Source organism: Sodalis sp. RH20, from assembly GCF_047324205.1.
Taxonomy (GTDB): Bacteria; Pseudomonadota; Gammaproteobacteria; order Enterobacterales; family Enterobacteriaceae; genus Acerihabitans.
Genome location: NZ_CP178733.1, coordinates 2002565 through 2017418 on the forward strand (window position 1 = coordinate 2002565; position 14854 = coordinate 2017418).

The window sequence follows — 14854 nt, forward strand, 5'->3', positions numbered from 1 at the left end:
TACCGACCGATTCGGCAGGAGCAGAACATGCGCGACAATCACCTTCAGCAGCAAAATCCGTTTTACCAGCCCAGCCAGCTGCCTTTCCAGGCGCCCCCCTTCGACCTGATCCGGGAAAGCGACTATACACCGGCAATCGAGGAGGGCATGCGCGCCTATCTCGCGGAGATTGATGATATTGCCGCACGGCGCGACGAGCCGACCTTCGATAATACCTATGCCGAGCTGGAGCGCTCCGGCGCGTTATTAAAGCGGGTCATGAGCGTATTCGGCGCCATGACCTCCGCGAATACCAGCGATACGCTCCAGCGCATCGATGAGGAACAATCGCCGAAACTGGCCGCGATGAACGATGCGATAAAATTCAACGCCAGGCTGTTCAGCCGCCTGAAAACTGTGTACGACCAGCGGGAATCCCTGACGATTTCCGCCGAATCGCGCCGGCTTATCGACGTCACTTATCAGCGCTTTGTCCTGGCCGGGGCGCAATTATCCGCGGCGCAAAAACAACATCTTTCCACACTCAATCAGGAAGCGGCGACCTTAAGCACGCAGTTTTCCCATCGGCTGCTGGATGCCACCAAACAGGGCGCATTGCTGGTTGACGATATCAGCCAACTCGACGGGCTGTCGGCGCAGGAGATTGCGGCGGCGCGGCAGGCGGCGAATGAGCGCAATCTTGGCGAACGCTGGCTCCTGGCGCTGCAAAACACCACCCAGCAACCGCAGTTGCAAACCCTGGAACGGCGCGCCACCCGCCAGGCGCTGTTCAGCGCCTCCATTTCACGGGCGGAAAAGAGCGACGGCAACGACACGCGGGCCATTCTTCTCCGGCTGGCGCAGGTGCGCGCCGAGCAGGCCGGCCTGTTGGGTTTTCCCGACTATGCCACCTGGACGCTGCAGGATCAGATGGCGAAGACGCCGGCCGCGGCGCTGGAGTTTATGACCCGCATAGTGCCCGCCGCCACGGCGCGGGCCGGGCGGGAAGCCGCCGATATCCAGGCGCTGATCGACAGCGGCCAGGATAAATTTACCCTGGCGGCGTGGGATTGGCAGTTTTACGCCGATCGCGTGCGCAAAATGAAATATGACCTTAACGACGCGCAGATCAGACCTTATTTTGAGCTGGACCGGGTGCTGGAACAGGGCGTATTTTACGCCGCCCGTCTGCTGTACGGTATTGACCTCAAGGCGCGCGCCGATCTCCCGGTTTACCATCCCGATGTCCGGGGCTATGAAGTCTTCGACCAGGACGGGGCGTCCATGGCGCTGTTTTATACGGATTATTTTCAGCGCGACAATAAGGGCGGCGGGGCGTGGATGGGCAATTTTGTCGACCAATCCCTGCTTCTGGGTACCCGGCCGGTTATCTATAATGTGGCCAATTTCGCCAAGCCCGCCGAGGGGCAACCCGCCCTGTTATCCTGGGATGACGTCGTCACCTTGTTTCACGAATTTGGCCATACCCTGCACGGCCTGTTTGCCAGCCAGGAATATCCGGGTCTTTCCGGTACGTCGACGCCGCGGGACTTTGTCGAGTTCCCCTCCCAATTCAATGAACACTGGGCCGACGAACCCCGAGTCTTCGCTAATTATGCCAGGCATTATCAGACCGGCGCGCCAATGCCCGACGAGTTGCTGGCAAAAATTGAAAAGGCGTCACGTTTCAATAAAGGGTATGAAATGACCGAACTGCTGGCGGCCGCGCTCCTGGACATGCGCTGGCATACGTTGAGCGCCGGCTTGCCGGAGCAACAGGTAGCCGAGTTTGAAGCCGCCGCCCTGGTTGAGTTCAACGTCAACCTGCCTTATGTCCCGCCGCGTTATCGCTCCAGTTATTTCCAGCATATCTGGGGCGGCGGTTATGCGGCCGGCTATTATGCCTATTTGTGGACGCAAATGTTGGCGGATGACGCTTTTGCGGGCTTTACGGAACAGGGGGGTTTAACGGCGCGCAACGGGCAGCGTTTTCGTGATGAGGTGCTGTCAAAAGGCAATAGCCAGGACCTGGCCAAGGTGTATAAGGATTGGCGTGGCAAGGAACCCGATATAACGCCCATGCTGGTTAATCGTGGTTTACAGGAGTAAAGCAGTGCCAGGGGCGGGGAAGGTCCTCGCCCTGAGTGATTGATTTAGACCTTAAACACGACGTTAACGTTTACCACGCGAATGCATATTGGCAGTCCATTCATAAGTGGCTGAAATGTCAGGCTTTAGCTTCTTCTGACGTTTCACTACCCGAACCTGTTTGGCAATGATCTCACGTTCAGCCATCAGCTGGGCGATGTAATCATCCTTGACATGGTTGGTTTCTGAGTTGGAGAGAGGTAGTCCTTTGGCTTTTTTAGCCTGGTCGAGCAGGGTTTTAAGTTGGCGTTGTTCGCTTTCCGTCATGTCTTGCTGCGTCAGCTTGGGAATGAGCATAAATGTCGGCCTGAAAAGGGAAAGGACTACCATTGTAAAGGAAAGTTGGCTCCGTCTCAGTAAAAACCTCATTTAATGTGCAAACTGCCTGGCGGTAAAGCGACAAACGCGATCAGACCTCAACATTATGTTAAATGATGGCCAATGATATGGCCATGGCCGCCCAAGCTCCGGGCTGCGGGGCCGTCGATTTGTCCGGCCTGAGATACAGGGAATAAAAGCGTGCGTGAACTGCTGTTGCGGCGTCCTGGGTCATTTGTCGAACCCTGTCGCTGCGCTATATTTGCTGTATAACCGTAGCCAGGGTTTCTCAGATTTCACGTAGCGCGATCAAAATTACGGGTTTATGTGCACGGCATGCAGGAGAAAAGATGACATCACGGCCAGCATCCAGATTGTTGATTATCGATCCTTGCGGACGCATTTTACTGTTTAGGTTTATGCACCGCACGGATGCGCTGGCAGGAACCTCATACTGGGCAACGCCAGGCGGTGGCGTTGAACAAGGTGAGACATATGAGCAAGCAGCCGTCAGGGAATTATGGGAAGAAACCGGTATCATACGCAGCGACGTTGGCCGGTGTGTGGCAGAAAGAAATTTTGTAATGAAGTTACCGAGCGGTGAAATGGTTGCAGCCCAGGAAAAGTTTTATCTGGTGCGAGTGACTGACCATGACATAAGCATTGTGAATTGGAGCAGTAATGAAAAGAGTGTTATCAGCGGGCGCTACTGGTGGCATGCCGAAGAATTGAGCGCAATGAACGAAGCCGTTTACCCGCAGAATATTGCTGAGATGGTGAAATCGATTGGAGTGGATATTGAGAGCGGACATCCATAGTAAGACGGGATGCCGGCAAATACGCATTAGCCTGATGAGGCAAGGCGAAATCCAGCATCCACATGAAGTCATCTTGGTGCGCATAATGTATATTATGTTAAATAAGAGGGATGAGTCTCAACGATATACGCGCGCTACGTTCGTAACCAGCCCTTTCACATCACTACGCCTATAATACCCCTACGCGTTTACCCATGAAAACATGTACAGTTTGAATGTACGCCAGACATGTACATTTTAAGAGAACAATCCATGCAAACCTATACCTCGGCCAAAATTTCCACCGTACTGGATACTGCGTTAAAGGGCGAACCCGTTGAAATCACCCGCCGGGACGGCAGTGCCGCCATACTGATCAGCAAAGCAGAATTCGACGCTTATCAAAATGCCAAACTGGATGCCGAATTCGACGCCCTCATGCAACGTCACGCACATACTGTCCAGGCGCTGACTGACCGTTGATACGCTGGAGAACCTAACGGTCGACGCGGCGACCGGCGTGAAAACGGTTGACCAACTGGCGCAGTGCCTGCGTGAGCGCCTGGATCATAGCTGAATCACGGCAGGTGCGCCATTCACCGGTTGCCCGGCATAGGGCGCCACCTTATACCCGAGCCCCCCGCAGTGATAGCCGAAGGCTTGGCGTGCCACGATGTTATATCTATAAAATCAAATTTTTAACAATATCACCGCCGAACGGCAGTCAACGGATTCCAAGTCTATCCTATCGGTCAGGAAGATCTCTTTTCCGCTGAGAATATCGCGGTAGCGGCTATTGGCGAGCCGCCCGGGCAAAGCGATTTCCGCCTGGGTCAAGCGTTGCTGATGCAGTTGAGCTGGATTGTCGTACAGCATACCGAAGACAAGGCGAGGCGCGATAACGATCAGCGCATCGTCGCTTTCCGCCCGGGCGAAGGCAATGACGTTTTCTGCCTGTTTGCCGGTGGCGGTGAGCGGCAAATAGTCGCCGCGGCGAAACAGCGCCGTCTTCTGCCGGCGCAAAGGCAGGATCCTGGCGATGATATGCTGCTTCAATTGGCCGCTAAGCCAGCCCTCCTCCGTGGCGACGACAGGTTTTTCGCTCCCGGCAAGCAGACGTTCAAGGGCGGTAAAATCCGGTTCTCGCCGGTTGTCGGGATCGACGAGGCTGAAATTCAGCGCTTCGCTACCCTGGTAGATATCCGGCACGCCCGGCGCCGTCAGCTTGATGACCGTCTGGGTAAGGCTATTGACCAGGCCGGCGCGGATAAAGGGCTGCAGCGCGCCGGTGAAATCCTGTAAAAATGTTTGGTTGGCCGGCGAGAGCAGATGGCGGACATAGTCGAGCACGGCTTTTTCATAGGCGTCGTTGCTGTCATTCCAGTCAGTGCGCAGTTTTGCTTCCCGCAGCGCCTTCTCCACAAAGGCCAGAAACCGCTCTTCGAGCGCCTGCAGGCCCTTCCCGTCTTGCGGGTCGAGCGTCACCGGCCAGACACCGGCCAGCGCCTGGAAGATCATCCATTCGACCGCCGGTTTTGGCGCCGCGCCGTCGTCAAGCACGGCGACGCTGGCCTGGTTCATCCGGCGCCAGCGGGCAACGCATTCCGCCCAGCGCTCCGGCGCTTCGGTGAGCGTATATAGCCGTGCGCGGGCATCCTCGCCGCGTTTGGTATCATGGGTCGAGGTGCCTGACAGCGCATCCGGCTGCCGTTCGAGCCGCGTTTGCATTTCCGCGTGGAAGCGGTCGAGCGAGAAGGCGCGCGGCATCGGTTCGGCGCCCACTTCGTTCAGGGCCAGCTCCATGTTCTGCCGGAAGAATAGCGTGTCCTCCACCGATTTCGCCATCAGCGGGCCCGTCAACTGTTGGAAGCGGGTGCGGAAAGTGGCGGCTTCGCCGGAAGCGATATCCGAGACCTCGCCCGCGAGCAGGCGGGTCAGGAAATCGAGCGCCCCGGGGTCGGGAGCGTTCACGCTGGCTTTCACCTTTCCAGTCACCTTGCGCAGCATCTCATCGCCCGCCGGTGGCAGCCCTTGCGCCGTGCCATAGGTGCGGTAGACCGGGAAGGCGACCAACAGCTCGCGCAGAGCCGATCGGGCGGCGTTTTCATCCAGCGCCACCCTTTCCATCCCGGCGATCGCCATAACCAGCTTGAGGAGCGTGGTAAATTCACCCGCGAAATTCCTGTCCACCATCAGCAGCTTGGCCGCCCGCAGTTCGGCTTTCATATCCACAGGCCTGCCCACGACATCGTCATAGGCCTGCCGCAGCAGGTCTATCTTCTCATCGTCCACCAACACATCGGAGAGCGCGGCGATGAATTCGTAACCAGTGGTGCCGGAAATCGGCCAGTCCGGCGGGATCTGCTCGCCCTTGCCGAGAATTTTTTCCACCGTTATATAGCAGTCCGGCCCGGCTTCCTGCCGCAGGCGCTCAAGATAGGCTTTCGGATCGGCAAGCCCGTCCACATGATCCACCCGCAGCCCGTCGACCGCGCCGGTTTGGACCAGCTCGAGGATGAGCCGGTGCGTATCGTCAAACACGGCCTTGTCCTCAACCCGCACGCCCACGAGGCCGGTTATCTCGAAAAAACGCCGGTAGGACAGATCGCGCGGCGCATCGCGCCAGGACATCAGCCGATAGGGCTGGCGCCCGTGGAGCCGGGCAATCGCCCCTTTGTCGGTGAGATTCAGCACCTCGGCCTCGCGGCCCTGCCAGGTTTCGGCGGCAAGCGGGTAGAAGGTGTCGTAATAGGCGAAAGCGGGCCTGCCGGTTTTCGGGTCGGGCTTTACGGCAATCTCGTCGTTTTCCAGGGCGCGTTCGAACGTATCGCCGAGGAAAGGCAAGGTCAGGCGCTCGGACCAGTCGATGTCGAAATGCCGGGCGTAGCGGCTGTTTTTGCCCTTCTCTACCACATCGCGCCACCACGGATTTTCCAGCGAAGCGGCCATGTGGTTCGGCACGATATCAAGGATCAGGCCAAGCCCCGCGCCCTGCAATGTCTTTACCATGCGATCGAAACCTGCCCGGCCGCCGATCGAAGGATCGATCTCGTTGGCGTCGGTGACGTCATAGCCGTGGGTCGAGCCGGACGTGGCGGTAAAGACCGGCGAGGCATAGAGATGACTGATGCCGAGCCGCTTAAGATAAGGCACCAGGCCGGCGGCGCGGTCGAAGGTCATGCCGTTGCGGAACTGAATACGGTAGGTAGCGGTTGGAATCTTCACTTTGCGTCTCCCGGGGCAACACGGACAATAATGGCGTTTTGCGGCAGGTCATTTGCCGCTTTCGGCCAGGCGAATATCGTCTCGCCCGGCTGGTCGGGAAGCGGCTGGGGTGTTTTGCCGATATTGAGCGCGATGGACAGCGTGCCTTTCGGGTAGGTCCAGGTGACGGCAAGGAAACCCGGCGCGGTCTGCACCACGTGGCCGGCATCGCCGCGGGCGGTGCTGAGCAACGGCACCACCTGTTTCTGGCGCAGCGCCAATAATTCTTTGGTCAGCGCCAGCCAGCTTTTGCCCGCCCCGCTATCGCGCTTTTTCCAGTCAAGTTTCGACATGTCGAAGGTGGTCTGCGCGTTCGGATCGGGCACGCTTTCGCCCTCGTGGCCGGCATGGCCCGCGAACTCACGCGCGCGGCCCTCGCGCACGGCCCTGGCGAGGGAGCCATGAAAATCGGTGAAGAACAAAAAGGGATTCGTCTCGCCATATTCCTCGCCCATAAAAAGCAGCGGGATATGCGGCGAGAAAAGCAGCGCGGCGAGCAGAACCCGGGTACGGTCGGCGCCGGCCAGCGCAATCAGTCTTTCGCCCTGGGCGCGGTTGCCCACCTGGTCGTGGTTCTGGATGAAATCGACGAAGGCCGCCGGCGGCTGTCCCGTGCTTTTCACGCCGCGCGGCTTGCCGGTCTGCGCAGAGACCTCGCCCTGATAAGCGAAACCTTCCGCCAAAACGCGGGCGACCAGCTTTTCCGGCTCCCTGGCAAAGTCCTGGTAGTACGCATGCGTCTCGCCGGTGGCGAAGACGTGGACGGCATTGTGGAAGTCGTCGTTCCACTCGCCGGTGAAGAGCGGTACGGAGCCGTCCTCCCCGCGCGGATGCAGGAAAATGACGTTGCGGCTGTCCTCGGTCGTCAAATGGATCGGCCGGTCGGTAATGCCGGCGCGGATACGCTCGGCTATCTCGATCAGTACGTGCTTGGCGGAACTGTCCTCGATCTGGTCTATGGCGTCGAAGCGAAGGCCGTCAAGGTTAAATTCGTCCAGCCAGTAGAGCGGCGCTTCCACGATATAACGGCGGGCCGCGGCAACGTCATAGGCGATGCCGGCGCCCCAGGGCGTCTTGCGCTCCTTGTGGAAAAAATCCGGCGCCAACAGCGGCAGATAATTGCCCTGTGGCCCGAAATGATTAAGGACGATATCCAGCACCACCGAGAGACCATGGCCATGGGCGGCATCGATAAAGGCCTTGAAATCCTCCGGCGCGCCATAGACGGAATGCGGCGCGTAGAGCAGCACGCCGTCATAGCCCCAGCCGCGGCTGCCGCCGAATTGCGCGACGGGCATGACCTCGATCATGGTGATGCCGGTTTCGACCAGGTAAGGCAGCTTATCGATCGCGGCCTGGAACGTCCCTTCCGGCGTGAACGTGCCGATATGCATCTCGTAGACGACCGATTCTTCCCACGGGCGGCCGCGCCATTGCGTATTCCGCCAGCGGTAACGCGCCGGGTCGATGACGAGGGAAGGACCGTCGACATCCGCCTTCTGGGCGCGGGAGGCGGGGTCCGGCACGGCCGTGCCGTCGGCAAGGATATAATGATACTCCGCGCCGGGAGAAACCCCGGTGACCACCAGCTCAAACCAGCCGTCGCCGCTCGGGTTCATCGCCCTGTCTTCGCCGGAAAGCCTGAGCGTCACCTTGTCCTGTCCGGTCGCCCAGAGACGAAAGCGAACGACGCCGGCGGCGACGTATTCGGCGCCCCAGCTTTTGGTAAATGATTTGGATTTCATTCAATTGCCTCGTTTAACCCGGAAGTAAGCAATGGACGATACCGCCCCGTCTTATGCCGGTGATGCGAGTTTCACGTAGAACAATCATAGACGATTATGCAGGAAGTGATGTGCCGCTGCGACAGGCAGCGGTTATGGCGCGACGCCGGCTGTGGGCGCGTTAAGGGTAAGGCGCCCTTAGACCTGGGGCGCCAGCCATCGGTTTATCAGGCGGGAACCGAAAACATTGATCAACAGGCCCAGCATAATAACGGCAACGCCGATGATTTGCAGGATATTGAGCAACTCCCCCAATATCAGGGCGGCGCTGGTTAATCCCACCACCGGCACCAGCAGCGCGAAAGGGGTGACGCGCCAGGTTTCATAGCGGGAGAGCAGCGCGCCCCACAATCCATAGCCGATAATAGTGGAAATAAAGGCCAGATAAATCAGTGAAAATACCGTGGGCGCCTTAATATCCACGAGACTGTCGACGATGGTCTGCCGGCCTTCGAAGATCCACGAGCATACTAAAAAAGGAATAACGGGAATCAAGGCGCTCCAGACAACCAGCGACAGAATCGGCGTGTTGGGCGCGGCGGTCATGATGTTTTTATTGGTGATATTGCCCAGCGCCCAGCACAGGCCGGCGGTCAGCGTCAATAACATACCGAGCGGAGGAATGGCGGACAACGCGTTGCTCATGCCGCCTTCCACCAGCACCGCCATGCCCGCCGCGGCAATGAGCGTACCCAGGATTTGCATGGCCTTGATTTTTTCCCCCAGGAAAATCGTCCCCAGGATGATGGTGAAAAATACCTGTGACTGAAGGATAAGCGAAGCAATGCCGGTGGGCATGCCGATATTAATGGCGCAAAACAGGAAGGCGAACTGCAGGAAACTGATGGTCAACGCATAAAGCGCCAGCCATTTCAGGGGGATTTTAGGCACGGGGATAAAAAAAATAGCCGGAATGGCCACCAGCAGAAACCGCAGGCCGCCCAACAGGAAAGGCGGCATTCCGTGCAGGCCGACTTTGATAATGACAAAATTAACGCCCCAGATTATGACCACCAACAGTGCCAACAGCGTATCTTTTACAGACATCCCCGGTTCCTTCAATATTAATGATATTTAAGCTGATTATGCAATTTGCATCATTTACCCATTAAATTAAAGTACCTGCAAAACAACTTCATTTATACATACAGATGGTATTGAAATAAAACAGTACAGTCGGTTAGGAAAACGCGGGCGCCAAGGGTTTGGGGTTACGGCGGCCATGCCAAGTAGGGTTACCCACCGTAAAGGGATTGATTGCCGTGCCGCGCGGTTTCACTCCGGCAACTGCTGGCGACAGACCCTCAGCACCATTTGCCTTAGCCAGCGATGGGCCGGATCGACCTCTGAACGCGGATGCCACATCTGCGATACCGTAATGCCCGGGGTTTTTACAGGAAGTTCAAAAAGACAGAGCGAGCCCTGCTCGTCCGTGATAGTGATAACCGGTTGATTGATGAGAAATGACGCGGGCAGCAGCGCCACCAGGTCGGACGCCTGGGCCACGGCCAGCGCGGCGGGAAAGCTCGGCACCACGGCCGCGATCTTGCGCGTTAGGCCTAATTCGGCCAGCGCTTCGTCTACCGGTCCGGCAATCCGCCCCCGGCGGGAGGCGACCACGTGCCCGAAAGACGCATACAGGCTGGCGGTGACCTCAGGCTCCAGCGCCAGCGGGTGGTTTTTTCTCACCACACCTACGAACCGGTCCCTGAATAACGTCTGCAACCGTATTTCCGGGCCCATGGCCTCGGCTACGCCTATCTCAAGATCGGCCAGTCCTTCCCGCAAATAGCGTGGACTCTTTTCCGGCTTGGGCGCAAAACGCAGCCGCACGTGGGGCGCCGTCGCCGCCGCGGCGATAAGCAATGCGCCAAACGCCTCGACAAAACCATCGTTGGCGCGCAGGGTAAAGGTGCGGTCAAGCGAGGCTAAATTCAGTTCCGACGCCGCAGGCCGCAGTACGGCGCGCGCCTCCGCTACCGTCCGTTGCGTACGCGCCCGTATTTCCCCGGCATAGGGCGTCAATACCATGCCGCGCCCTGCCCTGACCAGTAAAGGATCGCCGGTGGCCGCGCGCAGGCGGCCAAGCGTGCGGCTCATGGCCGAGGCGCTTAATCCAAGCCGGCGCGCGGCGCCGGCCACACTGGTCTCGGCCAGCAGCGCATCCAGCGCAATAAGTAAATTGAGGTCGGGTTCAGTCATGAAGCATTGTATCCCGGCCGGAAAAATGAGGGAAGGCGTTGGATGCATGTTATCAGTGCAAATGCTGCGTCTTCCGCCCTGTATTGCGCAGGGATATAGTGACTGCATCCAACGTCAATAGCTGCATTGATGGATAGCTTATCGCCAGGCAGCGCACACGCAGAGGAAATAAAGCATGCCAACACCACCTTCCCAAAAGACGGTCCTTCTTATCGGCGCCTCCCGCGGCCTGGGCTTTGCGATGGCGGAAGAGTCGCTGAAACGCGGCTGTAGAGTAATAGCCACCGGGCGAGCCTCGTCTGCTGACCGTCTTTTTCATCTGGCTGAACGCTTTCCTGATTCACTTGAAGTAGAGACCGTGGATATTACGCTGCCCCAGCAGATTGATGCGTTACATGAGCGGCTCAGCGATCGGCGCATTGACCTGCTTTTTGTCAATGCCGGCGTCAAAAATAGCGATCGGGAAACGATAGCGGACGTGTCGACCGATGAGTTTATTCGCGTGATGGTAACGAACGCGCTGAGCCCGATGCGGGTTATCGAGGCGTTTGAGGACCTTGTTCCGCCGACGGGTACCCTCGGCGTCATGTCTTCCGGCCAGGGTAGCCTCGCCAATAACACCAATGGTCATTACGATGTGTACCGGGGCAGCAAAGCGGCGCTGAATATGTTTATGCGCAGCTTTGCTGCGCGGCACGAGGGCGATCCCAGAACGTTTTTGCTGATGGCGCCGGGATGGGTGCGCACGGATATGGGGGGGCCGGAAGCGCGGCTGACTATCGAAGAAAGCATCCCGGCCCTGCTTAACACCATTGAGGCCTATGCCGGGCGCACGGGATTACATTATCTGGACTATCTGGGAAGAACCGTCCCCTGGTGAGTCAACGCCATCGCTATCACGCCGTCTTCTCCAGCGCCGGCCCTCGTTTATCGTAGCCTGAATTGAGGTGATAACCCGGGGCCGGTGCCGCCGGCATTGCGTTATTGCTGTGATGTCTCGGACGTCTGCGGCGTCGCGGCAGCCTGCGATGTTTCCGTTGCCTGCGACGTCGCGGTAGCCTGCGGTGTTTCCGTTGTTTGCGGCGTTGCTGTCGTCTGCGGCGTCGCGGTAGCCTGCGATGTTTCCGTTGTCTGCGGCGTTGCTGTCGTCTGCGGCGTCGCGGTAGCCTGCGATGTTTCCGCTGCCTGCGGCGTCGCTGCCGTCTGTGGCGTCGCGCTAGCCTGCGATGTTTCCGTTGTTTGCGGCGTCGCTGTCGTCTGCGGCGTCGCGGTTGCCTGCGATGTTTCCGTTGCCTGCGGCGTCGCTGTCGTCTGCGGCGTTGTGGTAGCCTGCGATGTTTCCGCTGTCTGCGGCGTCGCTGCTGTCTGCGGCGTCGCTGCCGTCTGTGGCGTTGCGCTAGCCTGCGCCGCCGCCGTCTGCGGGACCGGATCGTCTTTCAGTTCGGTAAACACCGGTTTGCTCTTTACTACGGTATAAGCGATGTGTTTCGCACTGGTGGTCGTGGTGGTGATCTGCACCGGCGGAATGGTGACATGGCCAACCAGCGACCGGGCGTAACCGCCGATCTGATGCTTGCCCGCGGGTACATGCAGGGCTACGCTTTCGCCAGTGGCCAGAGCGCCGGCGTCGCTACCGTCGACGGTAACATAGATGGTCGCGCCATCCGCGGTGCGGGCGGGCACATGCGTCACGGTGACAAGCGTCGGGCCAGTGGTAAAGTCTGCCGCAGGTTTGTCAGCCGCGGGTTCGTCAAATGAGTGTTTTACGCAGCCGGTCAGCGCAAAAGCAGCCGCAATGGCGGCGAGGGTGAAACGGTTGATCATAGCGCGGTATCATCCTTTAGTGCTTTTTGTGATCTAGATCGCCAATATAACAGAAATCGATATTGAGATGAATGCGCCGGCCTGTGAACTAGGAGAAATCTGCTTATGGTTTTATGCCCGCGATGACGGGTAATTGTCCGGCCGAATGGGGATGGCGTACCGCACATGCAGTAACACCCTGCTCATCATTTAGGGTTTAGAATGAAACCAATAAATGACTGATATAGCGACAGGAAAACCTATGCCAACCTTGTATGACCCCATTAATATCGGCGCCATTGAACTGAGCAATCGTATCGTCATGGCCCCGCTTACCCGCATGCGCGCCGTCGACGAACGCAGCCCCGGCGCCATCACCAAAGAGTACTATGTCCAGCGCGCCAGCGCCGGTCTTATCCTGACTGAAGCCACGTCGGTATCGCCCCAGGGCGTGGGTTATCCCAATACGCCGGGAATCTGGTCGGAAAAACAGGTGGCCGCCTGGCGCGAGGTGACCGACGCGGTGCACCAGGCCGGGGGCAAAATTGTCATTCAATTATGGCATGTGGGACGGATATCCGATCCGGTGTATCTGAACGGAGAATTGCCGGTGGCGCCAAGCGCCATCGCGCCGGAAGGCCATGTTTCCGTGCTGCGGCCGCAAAAACCCTACGAGGTCCCCCGCGCACTGGAAACCGCAGAAATAGCCGGCATCGTGGCGGATTTCCGCCGTGGGGCCGAAAATGCCCGGCGCGCCGGCTTTGACGGTATTGAAATCCATGCGGCAAACGGTTATCTGTTTGATCAGTTCCTGCATGACGGCTCGAATAAACGCACCGATCAATACGGCGGCACCATCGCCAACCGGGCGCGTTTTCTGTTGGAAACCGTCGATGCCTTATTGTCGGTCTGGCCGGCGGAACGGTTTGGCGTGCATCTTAATTTAATGTCCAGCTCTTACTCCATGCATGATTCCAATCCCAAAGCCATGTTCAGCTATGTGGTCGAGGAACTGAATAAACGGCGGCTGGCGTTTATCTTCGCCCGTGAGTCATTGACTTTCCGGACCGTTTCGGACCGGACTTAAGGAAAACTTTTTCCGGTGCCTGGATTGCCAATGAAGGCTTAACCAAAGCGTCCGCCGAAGCGTTGATAAGCCAGGGCGAGGCCGACGCGGCGGCGTTTGGCGGCCTGTATATCGCCAATCCCGACTTGGTGCGGCGCTTTAAGCAAAACGCCGCCCTTAACCCGCTTAACCCGCAGACGATCTATGCCGAAGGCGGCACCGGATATACCGATTACCCCGCCCTGGCCTGAAGGCAACGGGGATGCCGTCTCAAGCAGCCGCCACAGCATAAACCCGCCGTCCGGCGACCGGCGGCGGGCCGTGCGCAGGATCCGCAGCGCCGCCGGATAACGGCCTGGCTTTCAGAATTTATCCATCTTGACTCCACAGGAGGCAGGTGCCAGTTTTGATCTTTTGCTAGATAGCCGACATATTTATATGAGGATTATGAGATGAAAAAGATTGGTATTAATGGTTTTGGCCGTATAGGACGTTTGGTGTTGCGGCGCATCCTGGAAACCCGCAGCGAAGTAGAGATCGTCGCCATCAACGATCTTACCTCGCCTAAGGTCCTGGCCTATCTGTTAAAGCATGATTCCAGCTATCGCCATTTTGACGGTACGGTGGATTATACCGACGACGCGATTATCGTTAACGATAAAAAAATCATCGTGTATGCCGAAAAAGACGCCAAGAATATCCCTTGGGGCACCCTTGGCGTGGAAATCGTGGTGGAATCCACCGGGTTTTATGCCTCCGCCGAAAAGTCGCAGGCCCACCTGGACGCGGGAGCGAAAAAAGTACTGATTTCCGCGCCGGCCGGAGATATGAAAACCATTGTTTTTAATGTCAACGGCGACACCATCACGGCGGAAGACCGGATTCTTTCCGTCGCGTCCTGCACCACCAACTGCCTGGCGCCGATGGCTAAAGTCCTGAGCGACAGTTTCGGCATCAAAGTGGGCACCATGACCACAATCCACGCGTATACCGGCACCCAGTCGTTGGTCGACGGCCCGCGCGGTAAAGACCTGCGCGCCTCGCGCGCGGCGGCGCAAAATATTATCCCGCATACCACCGGGGCGGCGAAGGCGATTGGCCTGGTGATCCCGGAATTAAAGGGCAAACTCAAAGGCCATGCCCAGCGAGTGCCGACCATTACCGGCTCGGTTACGGAACTGGTTTCGGTGCTGGAGAAAAAAGTCACCGTCGAGCAAGTCAATGACGCCATGAAAAAAGCGGCCGAGGGGAATGAATCTTTCGGTTATACCGACGAGGAGATTGTGTCTTCCGATATCGTCGGCACCCACTTCGGCTCGGTATTCGACGCGACCCAAACGGAAATCAGCGAGGCGGGCGATGTGCAGTTGGTGAAAACCGTCGCCTGGTACGATAATGAGTACGGCTTCGTCACCCAGTTGGTGCGGGTGCTGGATAAAGTGGCGGCGTACTGATTTTCGCCCTCTCCCCGCCGTCCCCCGCAGGAGAAGGTC

General features: G+C 58.1%; 11 protein-coding genes and 2 pseudogenes. 7 read left to right on the top strand and 6 right to left on the bottom strand.

The annotated features are described in order from the left end of the window. Positions 1-27: 27 nt before the first annotated feature. Entirely contained in the window at positions 28-2088 is a 2061-nt protein-coding gene (gene dcp, locus ACL2XM_RS09285; protein ID WP_413732769.1) for a peptidyl-dipeptidase Dcp, read from the top strand. Positions 2089-2151: 63 nt separating this feature from the next. Here the strand turns inward: dcp and ACL2XM_RS09290 are convergent, their stop codons facing one another. Beyond that, entirely contained in the window at positions 2152-2424 is a 273-nt protein-coding gene (locus ACL2XM_RS09290) for a DUF3811 domain-containing protein (RefSeq protein ID WP_410015082.1), read from the bottom strand. A gap of 371 nt (positions 2425-2795) precedes the next feature. Here ACL2XM_RS09290 and ACL2XM_RS09295 point away from each other — a divergent pair, with 371 nt between their 5' ends. The 3 genes and pseudogenes from ACL2XM_RS09295 to ACL2XM_RS09305 all read left to right on the top strand — a co-directional run. After that, the gene (locus ACL2XM_RS09295; protein ID WP_410015083.1) at positions 2796-3263 is read left to right on the top strand and encodes an NUDIX hydrolase; all 468 of its coding nucleotides are present in this window, start codon (positions 2796-2798) and stop codon (positions 3261-3263) included. 252 nt (positions 3264-3515) lie between these two features. After that, complete coding sequence (locus ACL2XM_RS09300; RefSeq protein WP_413732770.1) at positions 3516-3725, top strand: type II toxin-antitoxin system prevent-host-death family antitoxin; 210 nt, start codon at positions 3516-3518, stop codon at positions 3723-3725. Further along, positions 3724-3819: pseudogene (locus tag ACL2XM_RS09305) on the top strand (type II toxin-antitoxin system death-on-curing family toxin); the annotation flags it as partial. The gene ACL2XM_RS09300 and the pseudogene ACL2XM_RS09305, both read left to right, overlap by 2 nt. 113 nt (positions 3820-3932) lie before the next feature. Here ACL2XM_RS09305 and treY read toward each other — a convergent pair. The 4 genes from treY to ACL2XM_RS09325 form a co-directional block, all read right to left on the bottom strand. Continuing rightward, positions 3933-6467: a malto-oligosyltrehalose synthase gene (gene treY, locus ACL2XM_RS09310; protein WP_413722866.1), complete on the bottom strand. Its 2535-nt coding sequence runs from the start codon at positions 6465-6467 to the stop codon at positions 3933-3935. Next, positions 6464-8251: a malto-oligosyltrehalose trehalohydrolase gene (gene treZ, locus ACL2XM_RS09315; protein ID WP_413722865.1), complete on the bottom strand. Its 1788-nt coding sequence runs from the start codon at positions 8249-8251 to the stop codon at positions 6464-6466. The genes treY and treZ overlap by 4 nt, the downstream gene beginning before the upstream one ends. 177 nt (positions 8252-8428) lie before the next feature. Beyond that, the gene (locus tag ACL2XM_RS09320) at positions 8429-9337 is read right to left on the bottom strand and encodes an EamA family transporter (protein WP_413722864.1); all 909 of its coding nucleotides are present in this window, start codon (positions 9335-9337) and stop codon (positions 8429-8431) included. A 228-nt stretch (positions 9338-9565) separates the two neighbouring features. Next, positions 9566-10492 (bottom strand): LysR family transcriptional regulator, encoded by a 927-nt coding sequence (locus ACL2XM_RS09325; protein ID WP_413722863.1) that lies wholly within the window; start codon positions 10490-10492, stop codon positions 9566-9568. Positions 10493-10667: 175 nt separating this feature from the next. On the opposite strand from ACL2XM_RS09325, the gene ACL2XM_RS09330 reads away from it, so the two are divergent. Continuing rightward, positions 10668-11372, top strand: coding sequence for an SDR family NAD(P)-dependent oxidoreductase (locus tag ACL2XM_RS09330; protein ID WP_413722862.1), 705 nt, complete (start codon positions 10668-10670; stop codon positions 11370-11372). Positions 11373-11473: 101 nt separating this feature from the next. Here ACL2XM_RS09330 and ACL2XM_RS09335 read toward each other — a convergent pair whose 3' ends face one another. Further along, positions 11474-12316, bottom strand: coding sequence for a hypothetical protein (locus ACL2XM_RS09335; RefSeq protein ID WP_413722861.1), 843 nt, complete (start codon positions 12314-12316; stop codon positions 11474-11476). A 241-nt stretch (positions 12317-12557) separates the two neighbouring features. Here ACL2XM_RS09335 and ACL2XM_RS09340 point away from each other — a divergent pair. Both ACL2XM_RS09340 and gap read left to right on the top strand, forming a co-directional pair. Beyond that, positions 12558-13612: pseudogene (locus ACL2XM_RS09340) on the top strand (alkene reductase). A gap of 201 nt (positions 13613-13813) precedes the next feature. Then, a complete protein-coding gene (gene gap / locus ACL2XM_RS09345; protein WP_413732771.1) occupies positions 13814-14815 on the top strand; it encodes a type I glyceraldehyde-3-phosphate dehydrogenase in 1002 nt (333 codons plus the stop codon). Positions 14816-14854: the final 39 nt, after the last annotated feature.